General features: G+C 55.6%; 18 protein-coding genes. 7 read left to right on the forward strand and 11 right to left on the reverse strand.

The window, feature by feature from the left end; genetic code table 11:
- Window positions 1-53: 53 nt before the first annotated feature.
- A complete protein-coding gene (locus J1G33_RS20160) occupies window positions 54-314 on the reverse strand; it encodes a hypothetical protein (protein ID WP_032875895.1) in 261 nt (86 codons plus the stop codon).
- Window positions 315-658: 344 nt separating this feature from the next.
- Here J1G33_RS20160 and J1G33_RS20165 point away from each other — a divergent pair, with 344 nt between their 5' ends.
- A complete protein-coding gene (locus tag J1G33_RS20165) occupies window positions 659-1,981 on the forward strand; it encodes a sigma-54 dependent transcriptional regulator (protein ID WP_223018602.1) in 1,323 nt (440 codons plus the stop codon).
- 543 nt (window positions 1,982-2,524) lie between these two features.
- Here J1G33_RS20165 and J1G33_RS20170 read toward each other — a convergent pair.
- The 7 genes from J1G33_RS20170 to J1G33_RS20200 all read right to left on the reverse strand — a co-directional run bounded on the left by J1G33_RS20170 (window position 2,525) and on the right by J1G33_RS20200 (window position 8,494).
- Window positions 2,525-3,832, reverse strand: a complete 1,308-nt coding sequence (locus J1G33_RS20170; RefSeq protein WP_032875889.1) for an autotransporter outer membrane beta-barrel domain-containing protein — start codon at window positions 3,830-3,832, stop codon at window positions 2,525-2,527.
- 49 nt (window positions 3,833-3,881) lie between these two features.
- Window positions 3,882-4,625, reverse strand: a complete 744-nt coding sequence (locus J1G33_RS20175) for a hypothetical protein (protein WP_032875886.1) — start codon at window positions 4,623-4,625, stop codon at window positions 3,882-3,884.
- 37 nt (window positions 4,626-4,662) lie between these two features.
- Window positions 4,663-5,343, reverse strand: coding sequence for a C39 family peptidase (locus tag J1G33_RS20180; protein WP_032875883.1), 681 nt, complete (start codon window positions 5,341-5,343; stop codon window positions 4,663-4,665).
- 60 nt (window positions 5,344-5,403) lie between these two features.
- Window positions 5,404-6,141 carry a hypothetical protein gene (locus J1G33_RS20185; protein WP_032875880.1) on the reverse strand — a complete coding sequence of 246 codons (738 nt, stop codon included), beginning with the start codon at window positions 6,139-6,141 and terminating at the stop codon, window positions 5,404-5,406.
- 69 nt (window positions 6,142-6,210) lie between these two features.
- Window positions 6,211-6,759: a hypothetical protein gene (locus tag J1G33_RS20190; RefSeq protein WP_032875877.1), complete on the reverse strand. Its 549-nt coding sequence runs from the start codon at window positions 6,757-6,759 to the stop codon at window positions 6,211-6,213.
- Window positions 6,759-7,199 carry a hypothetical protein gene (locus J1G33_RS20195; RefSeq protein ID WP_032875874.1) on the reverse strand — a complete coding sequence of 147 codons (441 nt, stop codon included), beginning with the start codon at window positions 7,197-7,199 and terminating at the stop codon, window positions 6,759-6,761. Before J1G33_RS20195 ends, J1G33_RS20190 begins: the two co-directional genes overlap by 1 nt.
- Before the next feature lie 299 nt (window positions 7,200-7,498).
- The gene (locus J1G33_RS20200) at window positions 7,499-8,494 is read right to left on the reverse strand and encodes a FecR family protein (protein ID WP_032875872.1); all 996 of its coding nucleotides are present in this window, start codon (window positions 8,492-8,494) and stop codon (window positions 7,499-7,501) included.
- A gap of 148 nt (window positions 8,495-8,642) precedes the next feature.
- On the opposite strand from J1G33_RS20200, the gene J1G33_RS20205 reads away from it, so the two are divergent.
- Window positions 8,643-8,912, forward strand: coding sequence for a PepSY domain-containing protein (locus J1G33_RS20205; RefSeq protein ID WP_032875869.1), 270 nt, complete (start codon window positions 8,643-8,645; stop codon window positions 8,910-8,912).
- Window positions 8,913-8,932: 20 nt separating this feature from the next.
- On the opposite strand, the gene J1G33_RS20210 is transcribed toward J1G33_RS20205, so the two are convergent.
- Window positions 8,933-14,071, reverse strand: coding sequence for a DUF6543 domain-containing protein (locus J1G33_RS20210; RefSeq protein WP_223018603.1), 5,139 nt, complete (start codon window positions 14,069-14,071; stop codon window positions 8,933-8,935).
- Window positions 14,072-14,241: 170 nt separating this feature from the next.
- Between J1G33_RS20210 and J1G33_RS20215 the strand changes: the two genes are divergently transcribed.
- A complete protein-coding gene (locus tag J1G33_RS20215; protein WP_078821494.1) occupies window positions 14,242-15,273 on the forward strand; it encodes an Ldh family oxidoreductase in 1,032 nt (343 codons plus the stop codon).
- Window positions 15,274-15,306: 33 nt separating this feature from the next.
- Here the strand turns inward: J1G33_RS20215 and J1G33_RS20220 are convergent, their stop codons facing one another.
- Entirely contained in the window at window positions 15,307-15,627 is a 321-nt protein-coding gene (locus J1G33_RS20220) for a DUF883 family protein (protein WP_032875861.1), read from the reverse strand.
- Window positions 15,628-15,789: 162 nt separating this feature from the next.
- Between J1G33_RS20220 and J1G33_RS20225 the strand changes: the two genes are divergently transcribed.
- The gene (locus tag J1G33_RS20225) at window positions 15,790-16,044 is read left to right on the forward strand and encodes a hypothetical protein (RefSeq protein WP_003190904.1); all 255 of its coding nucleotides are present in this window, start codon (window positions 15,790-15,792) and stop codon (window positions 16,042-16,044) included.
- Here the strand turns inward: J1G33_RS20225 and J1G33_RS20230 are convergent.
- Window positions 16,016-16,936 carry a LysR family transcriptional regulator gene (locus J1G33_RS20230; protein WP_223018644.1) on the reverse strand — a complete coding sequence of 307 codons (921 nt, stop codon included), beginning with the start codon at window positions 16,934-16,936 and terminating at the stop codon, window positions 16,016-16,018. The two genes, J1G33_RS20225 and J1G33_RS20230, sit on opposite strands and share 29 nt — an antisense overlap.
- A gap of 784 nt (window positions 16,937-17,720) precedes the next feature.
- Here J1G33_RS20230 and J1G33_RS20235 point away from each other — a divergent pair.
- The 3 genes from J1G33_RS20235 to J1G33_RS20245 are packed head-to-tail and all read left to right on the forward strand — an operon-like array spanning window position 17,721 to window position 21,240.
- Window positions 17,721-18,374, forward strand: a complete 654-nt coding sequence (locus tag J1G33_RS20235) for a hypothetical protein (RefSeq protein WP_223018604.1) — start codon at window positions 17,721-17,723, stop codon at window positions 18,372-18,374.
- Window positions 18,374-20,257 carry a Mu transposase C-terminal domain-containing protein gene (locus tag J1G33_RS20240; protein ID WP_223018605.1) on the forward strand — a complete coding sequence of 628 codons (1,884 nt, stop codon included), beginning with the start codon at window positions 18,374-18,376 and terminating at the stop codon, window positions 20,255-20,257. Before J1G33_RS20235 ends, J1G33_RS20240 begins: the two co-directional genes overlap by 1 nt.
- Window positions 20,254-21,240 (forward strand): hypothetical protein, encoded by a 987-nt coding sequence (locus tag J1G33_RS20245; protein WP_223018606.1) that lies wholly within the window; start codon window positions 20,254-20,256, stop codon window positions 21,238-21,240. Before J1G33_RS20240 ends, J1G33_RS20245 begins: the two co-directional genes overlap by 4 nt.
- The last annotated feature ends 383 nt before the right edge of the window (window positions 21,241-21,623 follow it).

A 21,623-nucleotide genomic window follows, 5' to 3' on the forward strand; every position in this document is an offset into this window, starting at 1 on the left:
ATTGCACAACTTCCAGCCGATGTTTGACGTTGGCTGGAAGTTGTCGCATTGAATTACTTCGGCATTGCCCAGGACTGTAACTGGTAGCCATCTTTGTCGAGCTCGGCGCGAGCCTGCAACAATAGGTCTTCAAGTTGAGCCGGGTCGGTATAGGCAGTCGACGACAGCTGTTTTCTGCCGATACGGGTGTTGGTACGGTCGATGACGCTCAGGCTGAGGGCGCCATTGCCATCGTGCCAGGCCACGCACTGAAAGGGTTGGAAGGCACGGTCTGCAATCAAAAGAGCTTCGTTGATGCGCAGCGGAGCGTTCATTTGGGTCTTCTCTCTGTATGCCCATTCAAGTGAGTACCGGCGGTTGGGCTGACCGTGCGGTGGGTTACTTGTACTGATGCACGATGGTGGGGTGCGGGTCACATGCTAGAGCAAGAAATTTTAACTTTCCCTGACTAACGTCATGTAAGCGGCTGTTTTGAAAGCTGATTGAAAGTTTCGGCAGCAGCAAACTTTTTGCCCCCGATTAAACACACATGGCTTTTTGCCCGCACTTATAGCGAAATAGTACAAGGTGAGCGTCAAGATCTTGCTAGGGTTAGCGCCAGGCGCCCCAAATCCTTGTTTCTAAATAACTTTAATAATCTTGGCGCCAAGGAATCGTCATGATTGTGACACCTGTTCAACGCCGCTTGCTGGTAGTCGAGCCCTGTGATGACTGTCACAGGCTACTACCCGGCTTGCGCACTGCCGGCTGGGAAGTTGACAGCTGTGCATTGCAGGCGGTGGGGGATCGTTCTTGCGATGTGGGCCTGCTCCGCTTGCAGTCCTGCCATCTGGAACGCCCCGAGGCGGTCAAGGAGTTGATTGGCCGCAGCGGTACCGAGTGGATCGCCGTGCTCAGTCCTGAAGTCCTGCGTTTGCAGAATGTCGCAGATTTTGTCTGCGAATGGTTCTTCGATTTTCATACCTTGCCGTTCGATGTGGCTCGGGTCCAGGTGACCATTGGGCGTGCGTTTGGCATGGCGCGATTGCGGGGCAAAGGTGTCGTGCCGGTAGATGAACCCCACGAGTTGTTAGGCGACAGCCGCCCGATTCGTGAACTGCGCAAATTGTTGTCGAAGTTGGCGCCCACCGAATCGCCGGTACTGATTCGTGGCGACAGCGGCACCGGCAAAGAGCTGGTCGCCAAGACCCTTCATCGGCAATCCCAGCGCCACGCCAAGCCGTTTGTGGCGATTAACTGTGGGGCGATCCCTGAACATCTGATCCAGTCGGAACTGTTCGGCCATGAAAAGGGCGCCTTTACCGGCGCACATCAGCGCAAGGTCGGACGGATTGAGGCGGCCCACGGTGGCACGTTGTTTCTGGATGAAATCGGCGATTTGCCGATGGAGCTGCAAGCCAACCTGTTGCGCTTTCTTCAGGAAAAACATATCGAGCGCGTCGGCGGCAGCCAACCCATTTCGGTGGATGTGCGGGTGCTGGCAGCCACCCATGTGGATCTTGAAGCCGCGGTGGAGAAGGGCGCCTTTCGCGAAGACCTGTATTACCGCCTCAATGTCTTGCAAGTAGTCACGGCCCCATTGCGCGAGCGCCATGGTGACGTGGCGATGCTGGCCAATCATTTTTCGCGTTTCTACAGCCAGGAAACCGGCCGACGCCCGCGCAGCTTCAGCGAAGAGGCACTGGTGGCGATGGGGCAACACCCGTGGCCGGGCAATGTGCGTGAGTTGGCCAACCGTGTGCGCCGCGGTCTGGTGCTGGCCGAAGGGCGCCAGATCGAAGCCGTGGACCTGGGGCTGCAAGGCCAGCAGGTACTTTCGCCGCCGATGGCGACACTGGAAGACTACAAGCACCGCGCCGAACGCCAGGCGTTGTGCGATGTGCTCAATCGGCACAGCGATAATTTCAGTGTTGCAGCCCGTGTGCTGGGGATTTCCCGGCCGACGTTCTACCGGCTGCTGCACAAGCACCAGATCCGCTAAGGCGGGTTGTGGAGGGTAATGCCGGTCAGTTAAGCGCAGATCCCCTGTGGGAGGGGGCTTGCTCCCGATGGCGGCCTCAGGACCGGCCGGGATGTTGGATTAGACCGAGTACATATCCGTTATTTGGGTAACGGCTGCTACTGGTTCCGCTCTTACAGCGGGTCACTTTTGAAAAGAAGAGCCCAAAAGTAACCAAAAGGCTCTTGCCCCACCACTCGGCACCTCGCCTGGGCTCGGTGTGCCCGTAATCCGCCAGGGATTTGGGGGGCCGCCGCCACGCGCCATCCATGGCGCGGGGCGGCTAAACCGGCATCCCTGCCGGTTTACCCCCCAAATCCCTGTCGAATTCCGGCCAGCGTGGTTTGACGGGGCGCCTAAGATCAAAAGCAGATCAAGATCAAGAACGGCTCGCTTCGCATCGTGGTTGCCATTGGCGACTGCAAAGTTGTGTAGATACCTATGCCCCGATAGCGGTGGATCAACCAACATCAATGTTTGCTGGGCCGACGTCTTCGCGGGCTTGCCCCTCCCACTTTTTCGCGGTCAGAAGTAGTACGGGAATTTCAGGCTGAACGTAAAGTCCGGCGCATCATCGGTCATCCCGATCGCCAGGTTCGGCACAATGGTCAGGTTATCCGAGGCGGCAATCGTCATGCCTACGTTGAAATAACCCGCGTTGGCATCGCTGGACACCACCGATTGCCAGTCGCCGCCGTCCGGCTTGAGCTTGCTCTTGCGCTGCACCAGATCGGAAACCGAGAACGACATGCTCATCTTCTCGTTCAAGGCGAACGCCACACCGACACCGAACTGGAAGCTGTCGCCCAGGCGTACTTTGCCCCCCACCTTCTGGTTGACTTCACTGCTGATGTCATCGAACGAGTCTTCGAAGTTGTGGGTATACGACAGCGAACCGAACAGCACCGCCGGGTCGAAGGTCTTGACCAGGGAAATGCCCGGTGTAACCGACCAGACCCCGTTGCCCGTAGGCAGGCTTTCCGGCAAGTAGAGGTTGTCGTTATTGGGTTGCCTGACCAGCTTGATGCCGAACGGCTCTTTACCCGTGGGCGCCTTGACGCGCACAGACACTACCGCATCCGGCAAGGTCGGCGTTTCGTCGAGGAACTTGTAGGCCACGCCAAAGTTGACGTCACCGATGGTAGGGTCGCGGGTCACCGAGGCTTCCGAGGTAGCGGTGGCATCGTTGCCGGCGCCGCCGGACTGGTAGGTCGAATCGCGGTACACCACGGGGACGTTCAGATCGAACTGCCAGCGGTTGTCGACGTTGTAGCGCCCGGTAAGGTCCAGGGTCCAACTGTCGGACTTGATCCGGTCCAGGTTGATATTGCCCAGAAAGATCGAGTCCAGCGCCAGGAAGCCATTGAGGGTCAATTGGCGTGCGTCGTAACGGGCATAGGTGATGCCGGTTTCCACGCTGAACTTGCCATTGCCGAAAAAGCCGCTGGCCTCGTTGTACAGGTTGCTCACACTTTGCGCAGGGGCCGAGTCGTCCTTGAGGGATTGGCCGTAGGAGCTGCCGCCACCGCCTGCACCACCTGACGCTGCGGCTGCACCGGTACCCGTGGCGGCGACAGCGTTAGCGCCTTGCTTGAAGTCGGCAGGTGATTTGGCCAAGCGCTTGGGGGCGGGCGCTGCGGGTTGATCCTCTACCTGACGCACGCGTTGCTCCAGCACGGCCAAGGCTTTTTGCTGCACGTCATAGCGTTGCTTGAGTTCCAGCAGTTCCTTTTTCAGGGTTTCGATATCGGCGTCTGGCGCGGCATACAGCAAGGATGCGGGCAAGAGCGTACTTAAACAAATCACCGCGCGTAGCGATAACGATCGATGCATGAAATAAGCCGTCCTGTTCTAATGCGAAAGTGTCGAGGGTCAGCGTAGTTCAATAACCGAGCGTGCGTAGGCCTTTGAGTTGATCCAAATTGCAGTTCAACGCGCCGTTGTTCAAGCCGTTATTGTTCATCACGACGTTGAGTTGGGTGATGTTTCTGACAAGGTTGCTGTTGCCGGTCAGCACCGTTCCCTGCAGCACATTGCCGCCGCCGATCTGCTGCAGGCTGTTGCCCTGGTTGTGGTTGGCCTGGATCGCCATCTGCACGCCGCCATTGTTGGCCGAAACGCTGACGCGGCCCGCCGCGCTGTCGCCGGTCACGGTGCCGCCGGCCATCAGCACTTGCCCCGTTTGCAGGTTACTGGCGGGGGCGACACCATTCTCGATGCTGATGCCCACATCGTTGTAGGCGGTGTTGCCATCGCCTGCGGTGCGCACGCTTTGGGTTACGCCCTGGCCGCTGCCGAGGCCGGCGCCACCGACCACATTACCGGTGCCGGTGTTTGGCAGGCTGCCGTTACCCGTGGAGCCGGTGGTTTGCACATAGAATTGCGGAGTAACGGTGGTCTTGTCGATCTGCATGTTGGCCGTGCCGGTAATGCGGTCACCGACGGCGTTGGTCCAGGTGCTGCTCATGACAATACCGAAGCTGATGATGCGCCCCGGCATTACGTAACGGCCACGCAAGTCGGCCATCTGCGCATCATTGAGTTCGATCGGTTTGAAAGCCGATGAAGCATAGGCGGGCATAGAGGCTGCCAGACACAAGACCGTCAGCCAACGGAAAGTGTTCATCTGCTGCTCCTGGGGCGTCCTGCCCCTTATTGCGCTTCTAGAAGAAGTCGCTCTGGATAAAACCGAAATCCATCAACTCGGCATCGCCCACGGGCCGGAACTCGTTCAACTGGTTCTTGGCCGTCAGCGGAGTGGGCGGGTCAAGCAAGACGTTGGCCTTGTCGTAACCTTCACCCAGCACGGCAAACACAATGCCATTCCAGCCTTTGACGAAGTCGTCACGGGAATAGCGCTTGTGCCCCAGCACGGGATCGCCGATATACACCCAGTCCTTGTCGGCCCGCTGCATCACCACGAAGTGCTTGTAGCCACGGATCTCCAGCAGCACCACCACGGGAATCTTCACCGTCACCAGGGTATCGGGTGCGATCTTGTAGCCGCGGGCACGCATACCGATGCTTTCGAGGTAGCGCTTCATATCCAGCATGGAAAAGCCTTGGGTGCGCACCAGGTCCTGGTCGGCGGTTACCAGCATCCCTTTGATGATGTGGTCTTCGTCGACGTCCAGCCAATAGGCCTGGCGCAGGATGGTCGCGAGTGCCGCGGCACCGCAGCTGAAATCGGTTTTCTGTTCCACCAGGTTGGCGAACCGGCGCTCACGGATGCTCTCGACCTTCTTGAAGATCACCGCACCGCCGGGCATGGCGGAAATCGCCATGGTGCCTGCCCAGGTTGTGCCGGTGAGCAACATCAAGAGGGTGAGGGTCGCGATACGCATGATCGAATGACCTGTTGGGCACTGAAATAAAAAGGGCCTTGTTGCCAAGGCCCCGTTGGATCAGAAGCGCACGCCGCTGCTGCACACAGTGCAACCCTGGCCGATCGACAGGCTGTTGCTGCCCTGGTTGCCCGCACCGGATTGCAGGTTGACGCCTACGTTGCCGGAGTTGCGGTTGACCGAGTTGTCGAGGCTGGAATTGTTCGACACGTATTGAGCTTTGCCACCATAGCCGTGGCTGCTGGCGGCGGTGCTGAGGAAGTTGTTGGCAAGCGAGTTTTGTTCGGTATTGGCTGCCGCCGCGATATTTTTCCCGTCAGCGGTCACGATAGCCAGGTTGTTTTTACCTTGGTTGCCTTGACCGGACTGGCCGTTGTAACCGACGTTGCCGGAGTTACCGTTAACAGCATTATCCAGGGAGGAGTTGTTTTGCGTGCCTTTGTTGATGAAGCTGTTCAGCCCGCTGTTTTGATTCACGTCGACCACGCCGAACACGGTCGCTGCATCGCCTTTGGCGCTGGAGATGGCGGCAGAGTTGTCGGCCTGGTTGCCACTGCCAGACTGCACGTTGACGCCGACGTTACCGCTGTTGCCATTGACGGAGTCATCGGCAGACGCGTTGTTTTCGGTTTTGGTGTCGTTGAATTTATTGCCTGCGCTGTTTTGTACATCCGTGACGACAGCAGCAATTACGCCCGTTGGCTGAGGCGCTGGGTGCCAGCCACCCGCTTGAGCAGCTGCTGCCATGAGTGCGGCGAGAGCGAAAACCAGAGGTTTCAGAGCCATTTGAGGTTTCATGGTGTTTCTCCTTGCTTCTAATTAGTTGGGTTAAGTGTTGGTACGGTCTAACTAACGTCTACCAAGCGGTTACTTGATAGTGATGCCCAGGGTGTTAGCCACTCGGTTCCCCACCCCGGCACTCTGGTTCACCTGAATCACTCCTCGGCTGCCGGTGAAGGCCTGGTCGCTGGTCGCGACCTGGCGGCTGCCAGTGGTGGGGGTGAGCCCTGAGTCGGTCAACTGCGTCGTGTTCTGTTGCAACAGGACGCTGTCATCGATGCTTTGCGGGCCAGGGTTGAGGCTGATCCGCACCGCGTTGATTGATTGGTTATTGGCCCCGGCCGACTGGTTAACGCCCAGCACGCCGTTGCCATTGATAAATGAAGCGCCCTGAATCGCCACCTTGGCACTCAAGGACGGGTCGACGTTGCCGTCGAGCCGCTGGATATTCACATTGGTGGCCTGGCCATCGAGCGCGATTGCGCGGCTGTTGGACATCTGTTGCTGGTTGCCGGCGGCCTGGTTGATCGACAGCACACCTTCGTACTGTTGGCCGCTGTTATTGATAACGGCGGTGTTGTCGGCCATTGCCGAGACGCTGCCCAGCAGGGCGATGGTCAACAGGATGCGCTTCATCATTTGCCCCCCAGCATGTTGCCCAGATTGTTCAAGGGCGCCATGCCGCGCTGGATCGAACCATTGATCTGCCCAGCCATGCTGCTGCCCGCGCCATGGCCGGCGGCTGCACCGGCGCCCTGGGTCGACAGGCTGTTTTGCGTGGCGCCCAGGCCAGACAGGTTGCCGTTGGGCTGGATGGATCGCGCAAGGCCAGAACCGCTGCGGATGCCGCCAATGTCCCGATCACTGAGTTCGCCGGAGGTGGCACTGATGATTTCTTTGCTGGGGTTGGCGTTGGCAGTGGTGGGGTATGGATCGGGGAGGGAGGTGCGTCCGTACATGTGACCCTGCACGGTTCGCCCTGTCACGATAACGCCATCGCCCGCATGGCTGATGCCGGCGCTGAGCACGCAGCTGATCAGCAGTACGGTTATCGAGGCGTGTGTGAGTGTGATCACGGCGGCAGTCCTTTTTCTGAACGCTGACCCTAAACAGCGTTATCAGGGAAAGAGCAGAACCCGTGCCGCTTTTCGTTTACGTTTGAAACTCAATAGGTTGCGATTTTTCTGCGCGCATCGCCGATAGCAGTGTTTCAAGCATGAAACAGTCGCTGGGCGGCGCGATATGCCCGGCCACACTCTTCAACTGTGTCAGCGATGAAACAGTCTCGATGACAGATGCATGAATCCGCCGCCGCTGGGCGATTCAGCGTACCGAGGTGTTTCAAAAGTGGACACTGAAGTAAAAAAAACGCGCCTCAACCCTTGGGCGTTTTACCCGGGATGGAGTTGAGTACGGGATTGCCATCCTGGTTGCGGGTCAGGTAGACCGGCAGGACCTTGGGCAGGGAAGGGATGAGGTTGTTGACCTCGCTGAGGTTATAGATGCCACCAATGCGAATGCTCCCGGTGCCAGCATCCGCCAGCATCACTGGCTTGTTCAGGTATCGGTTGATCAGCGGCAACGCATCGGCCAATGCAAGGTTATCAAGCACCAGCTTGCCCGTACGCCAGGCAAGCGCAGGGTCATTGGGTTTGATCGCGGCGACTTGCGGCGTGGCGTCGCCGCGGTGGTAGCTGGCCTGCATCCCCGGAGTCAACGGCACGCTGCCATGCACCGCGTCGCTGGTGATCTGCACCGAGCCTTCCAGCAACATTACCCGCACCTGGTCTTCATACTTCCACACATTGAACTGGGTGCCCGTCACCCGAACCTGGCCTTCGCCAGCCTGCACGATAAACGGGTGCTCGCTGTCGTGGGTGACGTTGAAAAACGCTTCGCCCTTGGCCAACTTCACCTGGCGACGATCCTTGTAGTGGCTGTAGACCAGCTCGGTGCCCAGGTTCAACTCCACCTCACTGCCGTCACCGAGGGTAACTTTGCGTAGCCCGTTGGTGGCGTCAAACCGCTCGTATGAGCTTGGCAACCAACCGGCTTCCCAGCCCGTGAAGGCGGCCAGCGGCAGGGCAGCAAGGCAGATGGCGGCTGCCACTGCATAAGAGCGCCAGCGTTTGCGAGGCTTGAGCGGCACCACAAGCGGTGCAGGCGCATTGCGGGGCAAATGATCGGCCACGTCCCAGATTTCCAACATCGCGGCATACTCGAAGGCGTGCAGCGGGTGGGCATCGTGCCAATGTTCGAAGGCCTGACGTTCAGCCGCCGTGCAGTCGCTGGCATGCACACGCATACACCAATGCGCAGCGGCGTCGGTGATGGCGTCGTATTCGGCTTCTGAAAGGGACTTTTCGCTCATTTATCCATCCTGATTTCCCCACATTCTACCCCCCGAGCCTTACGGCGAGAACAGCATCATGGCGATTGCATATCAATTGGAACTTATTCTTGTTTAAACGCGCCTAAAAAATCAGGAAACACACTGTCATCCACCAAGGAGTACGAAAATGTTGAAGAAAACCTTAGCCGCCCTGTGTGCAACCACCGCGCTGTTGAGCGCCGGCGCTGCGCTGGCAGACAAGCCGGGTGCGGGCTGGATTCCGATTGAAAAAGCTATTGAAGTGGCGAAGACCAAGGCTGGGTATGTCGAGGTCTACGCCGCCGAAGCCGATAACGACGGCTACTGGGAAGTCAAAGGCCGTAAATCCGACGGCGTGGTGTATGAAGCACGAATCGACGGCGCCTCGGGCAATGTCCTGCGCGACCAGAAAGATTGATTCACGTGTTGGGGGCCTGCTCAGGCCCCCTCATCCAGCATTCGCCCCAGATGTGTAATCAGGTAACTGACTGAGTCGGCGTTGGATAGAATGACGTCAATACGCTTGTCGACATTGCTCATGAAAACTTCTCGGGCCTCATTCAGGGTCTTGGCACCCGTGATATTCAGGACTCTGCGTTTGAGGAAGCTGGTGGCGGTGAAAAAGCCGTAATCCTCCCAGGTATTGGATATGTCATCCCATGCCTTGAATAGCATAGTTGCCGGCGTCAACGTCGACAGCCCGCTCGTTTGCAAATCATCTTGGCGCGTCTTCACCGCCTGAGCACCCGGCTTTGCCGTATCGATCAGGTCTCGGAATGGCTCCAGGCTCCGCAGGTAGGCAATGTCCTCTGTCTTGAACCGCAGATGCGTCAGCTCATGGATCAGGGTAGAGGCTCTGGCATGGGCGAACATGTCGAAAGGTTCACTCAGTATGGTGGCGTATTCAGCCAGGTTTGGATGGAAGAACCTTTCGAACAAGTACACTTTGCGCTCGCTGTCACCGAGAAGCACCATCGCGTAATCAGTGGTGGGGGCTTTCACGCTTTCACCGCTGACAAAGCGCATTGAGTCAGGCCCGATCAAAGTGGGGTCGCTTAGCTCATCCAGTATTCCATCGATGATGTCCTCGATTTTCTTTACTTGGGCCGGGTTCAGATTGAGAGTGCCGAACAGGTCGCACAAGAACAGGCCTACCCGGCTATCAGGCTTGAGCAGCTCTGCAAAGTGATGGATGTTGCGCTTGCAGTTGACGGCGTAGTAAGTCGATACGTTCAAGGCTTCGTCGATGACTTGGGCTTTCCAGCTTGACACTGCAGCGATCGCCCTTATGCCCTGCGCTTCAATATTGATGTCGCGCCTTTCGGCTCGTCGCACTTTTTGCCGCGTCCAGGCCTGGCCGAAGCGGGGCTTGTGTATGCTCAGGTCCATTACCCATTTGCCATCAGCATTGCGACCGACGTAGGGGCCCTGCTGATCGTCGTTGTCCAGGCGCCAGTGCTCCTTGGTTTTCTTCACCGGATACACCTTGCCTGCCAGCGGCACGTAACTCTTGGCGCTCGCCTTATCCTTGTAGACATGGGTGGAGGTGTCCAGCTCAAGGTCCTCCAGGGCGATGTCGTAGCCCTCCAAGCGCTGCAACCGCGTTCGCGAAGTGGCGGTGACGTCCCGCAGGCCCGGGGCAGTGGCGGTGGGCAGGCCGCCTTCCGGCAGGTCGACCAGGTCAGCGTCATCAGGCGGTGGGGTTTCGCTGCCATCAAGCTCGCTGTACAGGGCGGCCATTTGCACCACGGCCAGGCTGAAGTCCTTCATCGCGGCTTTCCACTGGTGCAGTTGCAGCGCTTCAGCCGAGCGCTTGACTAACTGGTAGCTGCGCCAGACCACAAGTGGATAGGCGAGTTTGCCCGCCATGAAGTGCACTGCCGTGGGTATGCCCTTGCCGAACACGCCCACCACTTTATCCCAAAGCAGCTTGGAGCCTTTTTCGAACTGGCAGGCGAGCATTTTTAGCAGGATCAGCGTGTTCTCACTGAATAAATAGTGCAGCAGGTTGCCGGTCACGGCAGATGAGGCCAGGCTCATATCCGAAGAGCGATGAAGGTTGTTTTGCAGCAAGCTGCGGTAAACGGCCTGGTGCGGATCTTCCAGGTGCTGAATGACCCAGTCCTGCAGTTCCCCTGGTCGCTCCACCTCATCCAGCAGCGCTTGCTCGTTGTCATATTGCTTGAGCACGTGGTTTTCACTGTAGGGCGCATAGAGCACTACCGGACCGGCCTCTTTACCTCCAGGGCTGATCAGGTACATGCCCAATACCTTGGCGGCAGTAGCGCCTGCAGTCGCCACCAGCTCAACGGGCCGGATCAGCGTCGATACGTCCTTCAACGCCGCACGTGCCAGGCCGTCAGGCATGTCGAACACCTGCTGGACCAAGCCCAAGGCCTTGTTTGACAGGCGTTCTTGCAGATGTTGCTCGTGGGCGTATTGCAACACCTGCCATGGCAGTTGCCGACAGAACAGGCGCCGCCGTTTGCGTGCAGCTTCCGTGCGGGTGTCCATCTCGGTTTGCAATCGCTTTTGGTACACCGATTTCAAGTCCAGTTGCCGCACCAGTTGAACCAGCGCATTGGCATCCAGGGTGTCCGGCAGCGGTGTGGCGGTGCGCGATCGCGGGCCGATAGTCTGGTTGTTCAGGTCCGGCCAGTGACGCAAGGCAAAATCGGTCAGGCTGTAGTCATGGATGTCGAGGGCCTGGTGCACGGGAATCAGCACGTCATCGGGGCTGAGCGTGTGTTCGGGGAAGCGTGCCTGGAGCAGCTTGCTCAGGGCGCCAAAGGTGTGCTCGCGCAGGGACAGGATGCCCTGCAGGTAGTCTTCCTCTTCCGGGGCGCTGTTGTGGTATTGCTCAAGCAGTTCTGCATGGTAGATCTGCTCGTTGGCGGGCGCCATTGCCAGCCACACGGGCAGGGCCTGCTGGGTGACCATGGCATCGGCCAGCGCCTTGGCTCGTGCAAGGTTGGTGGGCGCCGGGATCTGCAGGATCTCATCCAGGCGGTCCTGCACGGCGCGCGCCGGCAAGTCCATGGCCAGCAGTCGGTCTACCGAGTCCATGACGTAATCGCCGTAGGTTTTCAGGCGATTGTCCAGCAGGTTATCGTCAATACGTTGCAGCGCAGCCAGGCGATACGCCTGATGAGGCACGCGCTGGGACAATGACAGATTCTCCAGTAGCGAAAGTCGTTTGATCGGATGCGCCAGGCGCTGGGTGAGCGCCTCGCGCAGGGCCGAGACCGACGCAAAAACCTCATGACCACGCCGAGGCGTCCATAGGATCGCCTGGCCCGAATTCTTGGGGTCAAGGCCGCCACGTTCGGTCAGTACAAACAGATTGGCCAGCGGCAGCAGCGCGTCGGACGTACCCTTGTGCAATGCCAGCGCATAAGCATCCGGCAGAAACCCGTTGATCCCATGTCGGGTCAGGCGCGCCAGGCTGTCAGTTCGCAGGACCGCATCAAGAATGGCGTTGCTGCGGTGCGTCAGCGTTTTACCCAGCAGTCGCAGTTCAGCCTCGCTGCGCAAGCCCAACAGCATCGAGTGCGCGTGTTTATCGCGGATATTGTTCAGGAACAGGCGCGGGAGTTCACGCATCTCGTGGCCGGCAAACACCTTCAAGACCCGTTCGATCATGTTGTTGAAGGTTTTGAGGGGCATGTTATTGAGCTTCAGGGCGACACCCTGGTTGCGTTCTGCGTAAAACCCAGTTCTGGAAGACACTGGGAGCGGCTTGCTCTTCTGGCCGAGGCGCTCGATGAAATGTTCAACCATGCTCAGCGAAGACACAGGCGCGCGCTCCTCACGCTGCTCGGCGCGGGACGCGTAAGTGTTGACATAAATCTCGTCGGCCTTGAGGTCCAGTCGTTGGGTTTGCAGTTCTGTGTTCAGGGCCAGGGTGGCCATGCTGCGCAGTGTCGGGTGCTTAAGGCGCTCGATCTGCAATCCTTCTTGGGCAGCGCGCAGGCGTTGCAGGTGCAGCTTGGCGCGCTCGGCTTGCACCGTGGAGGGGCGGCCATTGCCGCTGCTGACGGGATGTATCGTCCAGCGCCCATCGGTGTCCAGGTCGGCCAGGCGACTGTCGAGCATGGTGCGGATGTCCAGGGCGTAATCGAGCAATGCTTCCAGGTCCACCTGGCCGGCGCTGCTGCGATAGAGGCTCAGGGCATGATTCATATTACTGGTCTGCTTGGCGGCGATGTCTTCGATCATGTCGGTGAACACGTGCCCGGTGACGGGGTGTGCGGCAACGTTGATCTGGTCCAGGCCGATAAAGGTGTTGCGCTCGTCCAGAGACAGGAAATTGAGCAGTTCATCTTCGTGCCCGGCGGCGGTGAGCATGGTCAATAGCGTGTCTTTGAGATCGTCCAGATCTTTAAGTACCTGCAAGCCGCGGGATTGGGTGTAAAGGTAGGCATGGCTGTCATGCAGCATCAGGGTACTGGCCAGTTCCACGTAGTGCTGGTACGGCGCGTAGATGCGCACTTTTTCTACGCTCAGTTTGGCGGCGTAGGTGCTGCGAGCGCCCTGGTCGCTGAGGAGCAGGGCCTGGAGCATATGGCTTTCGTCAGCACTGAGGATGCCGTTCTGGCGCTTGAGCAGCACATCGAGGCGGAACTTGTCAGCCAGGATTTGCGCGAACAGGTCAAGGCGTGAGGTGCCGCTGTCGATGTCTTCGTTCCAGTAGGTCTGTAGCAGGCTCTCGAGCAATTTGGACAGCGTACCGGAGGTTTGTTCGATGAGCGTGTCCCAATACTCGCGATCTTGTTGCAACTGGGGCTGGGTGAAGTGGCTGGTGACGTGCTTGGGGTTGATGAATTCGCGAGTTTGCCCCAAGGGCCAGGCATGTTTGACATAGAACTGCAATAACGCATCACGTAACGACAGGGAGTCGATCCAGCGTCGATCGGCATCCGTCGGGCTTTGGAGAAAGCAGTTCACTTGCGTTTGCCGCTGATCCAGGCCGGGGAAATGAGGGTGCGCCATGATGCCGAGCAATGTGTCGAGCATGGCGGACAAGGTCGGGGTCCTCTGCAAGTGCTCAAGCATTGCTTGCACGTTGGCCTGTTGGCAGGCCTGCAGGGTTTGTTCCTGGTCTTGCATGACCGCACCCAGGACCGGCGAAGTGGTCAGTGTCAGAGCGCTATCCGCTGGCAGACTGTTGCGCTGTGCAATCGACAGAAAACTCAGCAACTCCACGCGCTGTACCGAATCAGCCAACGCCTGACTGACCTCGGCAAGCAGCGAGGCATGGCTGTCAAACACCTGGATACCGCCATAAGGCGTGTACAGCAGAGCCTTGGCACCGTCGGGCGTGGAACTCATCACAAACGCGCCGGCCAGTGGGATCGCAACCTGCCCCGACACATTGATCATTAGCTTTTCTACACGCATGGGCGGGCTTTGCAGGCGGGTATCCTGACGGCTGGCGTCGCTGGCGTAATACACGCCGTGCAGCCATTCCAGATCCTTGACGGTGAACCCCAGGGCGCGTTCGCGCTCGCTCAATGTCGAGCGATTGACGGGTAGCAGGAACTCGTCGAAAAAATAGGGCGGGGTGACACGGGTCATCGCCTGTCTCCAGCGTGAATAGGAAGACACAGGGTAGGCAGGCACCGATGACTGGCGGGGGTAACTATTGAGTCTCGTCGTAAGTTGACAGTGAGCGCTGCAGGTGGTGTTTAATCGACGGCCTGGATGTCCATTCGTTGCCCCTTCCAATCATAAAAATGGAGCTTCAAATGTCTGCGCAGTCTCCGACAGTTGTCACGGCCTTCATCAGCTTCACTGAGTTGGTGGGGGTGCTCCAACAGATTTTCGTCAGGCACGGCACCTCGCCAGAAGTGGCGGCGATCCTTGCGCACAATTGCGCCAGCGCTGAACGTGATGGCGCTCATAGCCACGGTATTTTTCGTATCCCGGGTTACCTCTCGACCCTGGCCAGCGGTTGGGTCAATGGCGCCGCCGTGCCGATCGTGACCGACGTTGCGTCAGGCTTCGTACGGGTCGACGCCGCCAATGGGTTCGCCCAACCCGCTCTGGCGGCCGCGCGTGCGTTGCTGGTGAGCAAGGCCCGCAGCGCCGGCATTGCGTTACTGGCTATCCACAATTCCCATCACTTTGCGGCCTTATGGCCGGACGTCGAACCTTTCGCCGAAGAAGGACTGGTTGCACTCAGTGTGGTCAACAGCATGACCTGCGTGGTGCCCCATGGCGCTGATCGCCCGTTGTTCGGCACCAACCCCATCGCGTTTGCTGCGCCGCGGGCCGATGGCGCGCCGATTGTGTTCGACCTGGCCACCAGCGCCATCGCCCATGGCGACGTGCAGATCGCCGCGCGCAAAGGCGAACGGCTCCCACCAGGCATGGGCGTCGATAGCCTGGGCCAGCCGACCCAGGACCCGAAAGCCATTCTGGAGGGGGGCGCGCTGTTGCCATTTGGTGGGCATAAGGGGTCGGCGTTGTCGATGATGGTCGAGTTGCTGGCGGCGGCACTGACAGGCGGCAATTTTTCGTTCGAATTCAATTGGGCCGATCATCCGGGAGCGCGTACGCCCTGGACCGGCCAATTACTGATAGTGATCGATCCGCGCAAAACCGCCGGGCAAAGCTTTGCCGAGCGCAGCCAGGAACTGGTGCGGCAGATGCATGCGGCGGGGTTACGGCGATTACCGGGGGATCGGCGCCATCGCACACGGGCGGAGTCGCAGGAAGCAGGCATAGAGCTTGACGCGCAGGACCTTCGGCAACTGCGAGAACTGGCGGCGGGGTGAAACAGGCTGCGCCATGGGCGCAGCCCGTGCTGATCAGTTACGGCGACCCAGCAGCAGACCCACCACCAGGCCAAAGCCTGCGGAAATGGCCACGGTCTGCCATGGATGACCGCCGATGTAGGTCTCGGTGGCGTCCACGACTGGCTTGCTGCGCTCACGGACGCTGGACACCGAATCCAGGGCTTGCTTGAGTTTGATGGCAACCTGCTCGCGCAGGGTTTCACCTTCCTCGCCTACCAGGGATGCGCTGCTTTTGAGCAGTTTGTCCGATTCTTCGATCAGCGCGGTCAGTTCGCTGAAGGCTTGATCCTTGATTTGTTCTTCGACGGCTTGGGCGGCGGTTTTGCGGGCCATGTGTGACTCCTTGCAAGTGAATGTGACAGTGAACAATGGAGTATCGGGCAGCGGCAAAAGTTGCAGTTATTTTGCGAGCCGTCCATTTGCGGCACAATGGTGATCAGGCCCTTTGGGCCTACAGTGTAAGATGTCAGTCATTTGTGCAGCAGGTAATTCAACATGAGCTTCAATCTCGCCAACAAGACCCTCGCCGAACGCGCCGAGCTGGAAGACGAAAAGTCGCGCCTCTACGACCTTTGGCAAACCAACCTGGGCAAAGCCAAGGGCGAAGCGGCCCGTTTGTTCGGCGAGCGCGCCAAGCGCAAGGGGAAATGGGCCGAGTGGGTGCGCGCCGAACTTGACGGCATGTCGCCGCCGGAGTTTTCCAACATGGTGCGCAGTGAAGTCAATAAGCTGATGGCAGCGGCGAAATAAAGCACGCCACGATCGCCTCGCGAACCTTGAGCAACAGCGGATCAAGCTGGGCCTGGGTACGCCAGCCCAACTCCACCGGGTAGTGCGGCAGCGCCAGCGGGCAGGGCAGCACACGCAAGCCGGTCATCTGCGCAATCGCTTGGGCCGCATGACCGGGGATCGTCGCCACCGCCGCGCTGCCTTTGAGCAGGTACGGCAGCGCCGCAAAGTGGCTGGTGGACGCACATACCTGGCGGCTCAAGCCCTGCGCCGCCAACCCTTCATCGGTAATACCGATAAACCCGCCTGACGACACCAGCACATGGTCGCGTGCGATGAATTCTGCAAGCTCGATACCTTGCTGATCGGGCGCCAGGCTACCTGGGTCAACCAGGCAACGGTAGTCACCTTCGCCCAGCACTTGCCGACTCAGCCTGCGCTCGGCAAACCCGCCGGCGGTAATGGCCAGGTCCAGGTTGCGGTCGAGCAGGGCAGCCGCAACGATCTGGCTGTGGGTCTGGCGAAAGATCACCCGCAGTTTCGGCAGGCGCTCTGCAATGGCGTCCATCAGCTGCCGGCCGTAGGCGATTTCGAAATCGTCTGACAGACCTAACACCACCGATCGCCCCTGATAATGCGGGTTATCCGGGTGGATCATCGCCAGGCTTTGTCGGCAGCGGTCCAATGCCTCGCTGATCACCGGTTTCAACTGATTGGCCCGCAGGGTGGGCGCCAGGCCGCGACCGGTGCGTACGAAAAGTGGGTCGCCATATAGTTCGCGTAAACGCCGCAAACCGGCGCTGATTGCCGATTGCGTAACGCCCAGGCGCAAGGCAGCACGGCTGGCGCTGGACTCGTCGTGCAGGGCTTCGAAGGTTTTCAGCAGGTTCAGGTCAACCTGGGCGATATTCATTTGGCTCATATCATTTAGCACCCCGCACCGACGAAATTGCTGGACTATCAGTGTTGAACTTTGTAGGTGCAGTTTGGATGCTTGGATATAAGAAGTGGAGAATAAATAGCGGTGAGTTATAAAAAAAGATTTTCTGGTCCGTTTCTTGATGCGGAAAGTACAGTGCAGAGAAAGTCTTGCGACAGAAAAAATGTAATGCTAGTCGCTGCGACATAAAGTGTGAACTTTTTATCGTCGATGAGTCTTAGTGTGTAAGCTATTGATTTGTTTGATTGTAGTAGCGGTTAGGAGTGTAAATGTAATCAGGGTAATAGATTTATTCTTTTGGATGTGTTGGCTTGAAAGGTAAAGCTCATTGCCTAGAAAGCGAGCGGTCTGATAAGTTTGTTAGAGATGTGCGTAAGGATGCCCCCGTATAAGAGGATAAAGGCAGCCCTTGCTTCCGAAGAATTAGATTCTTAGGGGTAAGGTATGCCTTTTTTTTCGCCAGACTGTTTCTTTGGAATCGAAGTAGATAATAGATCAGGCCGATGCTGCTTGTTAGTTCGTCTATTTTTTGCCCCAGCCTTGCTTTTTACATTAAACACCCATCCGCCAATTTTCCTTAGGTTGCTTGGGCGCAAAATCAATTCTGAAGTATTTGAATTGGTCAGGTCGCGACGATCAATCTCGAATTGCTTAGTTCTGCTTTGCGCTTATTTCCGCCGTATAAAGGCATGTAAATATTTTTTATATAGAAGGCGGATATACAATGAGTATCTCTCCATGTTAGGAGGGTGTTGCTATGCAGGGTGAATTTTTAGGATTTCTTGAGAGCGATCCATTCAAAAATGTATCGCGGCCAAAGGGTGGGCATCTGTTTCGCGTTTATAGCATTATGAATAGATGCCCGATGGAGTTTTTTTATAGGACTCAACTAATAGAGTGGGGGTGGCTAGAGTTTGACTCGTCGCTTTTAAGTTTTATTCCCGTAAATAAAGTTTTCAAAACGACTGATGGGGCTCTATTTGTTGCATTCAAGTTGGTATATCTGAATTCCGAAGTTTTGGTATATGTCGCTGAGCTAGGCGTGGAAAAAGTTGAACAGGCATTCGAACAATGTTGTGCTGCAATTGGAATGTCGAGCAGGCATATTGGAACAGGAGTGTCCGGTGACAAAAGATTTGAAGTGTGGAATCGTTTTAAGATTTTAGCATTTATTTCTCGATGGAGGGATGATATTACGGCTAAAAACGTCAAAGAATTTATACTTGCTCTGCGGAATTGCTCCTCATGCGCTCTTAGCAGTTTTGAAAGTATTGAGGGGTTCAGCGATGGCAGGGGGTTTGCGTTCGCATTGGAAATGGTTCGAATAGGGCGGTTTAATATTCCTTCAATGCACGATCGATTGATCAATAGGAAAGCTGTAGTTGTATGCTCTCCGAAAGGAAAAGAATAATGGCAGATCCTAAAGAGCGGTTCTCTAAGTCGAGATTGCTACAGCAAGGTATAAAGTTTGATGATTGGCAAGAACCTGACTTGCGTATATTTTCCGAAGAGCTCAAGCAAAAAATTGGATGTCGAGTGTCCGCTTTGAAGGCATTCCTACTAAAGGGTGCAAGCTGTGAAGAAATACAAAATAGGTACGGCGTGGCGAAATCTTCTTTATATCTTATGATAGATCGGGCGTGTCAGCCCGATCAGGATGGGGAATATATCGGTTATCGAGCCGCTATTTTGCAGCTTCGAGTAAAGTCAAATGAGTATCGCATTGGATTTACCAATGAACAAGATCAAGAGAGGACAAACGGCGAAGCTGGGATTTTTTCGAATTTGTTGCGCAGTTATCCCGAGCTTGACAGTTTAATTTGCCGTTACGCAAGTCTTTACAAGTCTCGTAAAGAGGGGGGAGCCAAAAGGTTGGTAGATTTTCATGGCGGTTTTTTGAAACAGTGTGAAGAGCTTGGAATCCATGCACCTCAGTATCCTTTCACAAGCGACGACAGGGCTCTACGAAGTTTTAGTAGGCACTTACACGGTAAAGCAAAAGAGATAGCGCAAAAAAAACGCGCCCGAGATAGGCATGTGGAAGATCTTGCCATCCTTCCTCCTATCGAACCGCTCCAGCAAATAGAATTGGATGGCCATAATATTGACCTGCGCTTGACTGTAAAAGAAGTTGATACTTTCGGTCTGACGTGTTTGTCGGAAATTCTAACGTTGTGGGTTATTTTGGTAATAGATGTATTTAGTCGATGTGTACTCGGTTACAGCTTGGCGCTAGGCAAGAATTACGATCAGACAGATTTGCTAACGGCTGTATATAATTCTTTAGCACCTCATAAAAAACCTCCCGCTGTGGTGCCAGGGCTTACTTATAAAGTGCAAGGGGGATTTCCAAGTGATAAAAATCCTGAGTTGGCTTGGTCCTGTGGGTTAATTTATAAGCTAGATAATGCGATGTCGCATAAGGCTAAAGACGTAGAGGCTAAGCTCCGTGAAATTGTTTGCTCTATAGATGACTTTGGCCCGCCCCATCAGCCAAACGAGCGGGCAGTTGTAGAAACTTTTTTTCGCTATCTGGTGGATAATTTTTCGCATCGCTTAGTAGGCACAACCGGTGCGCGTCCAAATGATGAAATTATCAAGCGCTTAGCGCCGAAAGGTGGAGATTTGTCTCTACTTTTAACTATGGGGGAATTGCATCACGCTTTAGATGTGGTGATATCTGATTATAATGGTAGGCCACACACGGGAATTACTCCTCACAGCCCCCTTGAGCTTTTTTTACGCTCGGTTGCAGAGCGCGATCTGATCTTTCCTAAGTTACTACCTGAAAATCGTGATATTCGTAAATTCACCTGCAGGACTGCGATAGTTACTGTTCATCAAGATGGACCGCAAAGTGCGTTTATAAACTTTAAAGGCGCCAGGTATAGAAACTTACCCGTACTAAGCTTCTCAGTCGATGGTGAAGTGATGATTGAATGGGATCCTATGAATATATCCTACCTTCGGGTTTATGACTTGAAGGGAGGATATTTGGGTGAGGTTTTTCCTCCGAGTCTTTGGAGTGGTCCTCATAGTGAAAAGTTACGGCTTAGACTTCAGCGTAGCCTTAAAACCGGTCAGATTGCTTATCGAGAAGGTGACTCAATACCCGATTTATTGCATTCATTGCAAGCTTCGGAAGGTTGGAAGGATCGCGAAGTGGTAACTTATAATATCAAACATCTAGGAGGGGAGCTATCACCAAAGAATTCCAATCAGCCGGTTAGACCTATAGTTAAACCAGTTGAGAGACTAACGGTGGGGTACATATTAAAGGGTGATAAAAGATGAGTTCTTTACAGTCCTCTATTGTAAGGCCGAAATCGATCGAGGATCACCCGTTGTGCTCGCGTAACTATCTCGTTCCGACAGATTCGATTTCCATCGTTTGGGAGTATTTAGACAAGACCCTGCGTAGGCGTTCCGGAGGTTTTGTCATGTGGGGAAACTGGCGTATAGGTAAATCTTCAGCAATTCAGTATTTGCGGAATGTTGCTCAAACTAAATATAAAGGTCTATTTTCTGCGACGCTAGATGGAGAAACGAAATTATATATTTCGGAGCGGGATTTTTATTCAGATCTATGCAAGGAGCTAGGGGTTAGTACAGGTGGGTCTTCAGGCGAGTGTAAAAGGCGCGCGGTGGACATAATGATCTCGATGGGGGAGTGCAACACAAAGCGCATTTTTCTTTTGTTTATAGATGAGCCCCAAAAATGGACTGATCTACAGCTGAATTGGGTTTGTGAAATATATGATAAATTAGAACGGCACAATGTTCGCTTGATCTCAGTGATGGTCGGTCAGAGTACACTCGTTGCATTCAGAAAAAATTACATTGACCGGGGAAATGGCGTAATTATTGATCGCCTGATGAGAGAAGCCATCGAATTTCATGGTATTCGAGATCCTGATGAACTCAAGGTGGTGCTCGGTGGGTATGACGGCATCATAGAGTCTGACCCCGCGTGGCCATTTACTCGCTTTTTCTTTCCGCAGGCTTACTTTGCTGGCTTTCGCCTTGTTGAGGCGACCGAAGTGATATGGAATTCATTTGTCAGCGCGATTGACTCCAATGGCAAGCTGTTAGAGCACTGGATTCCAATGAAGCATCTGACTCTCTTGGTTGAGGTTATGTGCGAAGAGTATTGCTTTAAAGATGCACCCGATTTCAAAATCGATAAAGAGTTTGTTGATTTTTTGATCGGAGAAGTAGGTTTTTCAGTGTACCTGGAAACTCTTTCCAGTCCGTCGAGGCGGGATTATGTGCGCTAGTGGTCATCAGCGGTCGACGAATATCGAATTTTCAAATCGTTTGGCGGAGTTAAATTATTCGTCAGGTGGCGTCGTCGACCGATATGAGTCTATCTATGCAGTCCTGGCACGATTTGCCATAGTGAACACGTTGTCGAAGCAAAAGTTGATGGATTTATTTAAAGCCAAAACGCTGGCTGGATGGGGTTTGCCTGGAGGGTTAAGTAACGTCGGGTTTTTCGATAAAGAGCAGGTTAAGTGTTTAACTCGTGTAAGTAATTTGCAACTGAATGAAATGTTTTTAACATGGCGTCCTGGTTTGAGGGTGCCTGTTTCCTGTATGTATTTTCGATACTGCTCCATCTGCGTCAGCGCACACAGGCATTACACTGTATTTCAGAATG

It is taken from the genome of Pseudomonas sp. P867, from assembly GCF_019891455.1.
Classification (GTDB): domain Bacteria; phylum Pseudomonadota; class Gammaproteobacteria; order Pseudomonadales; family Pseudomonadaceae; genus Aquipseudomonas; species Aquipseudomonas synxantha_A.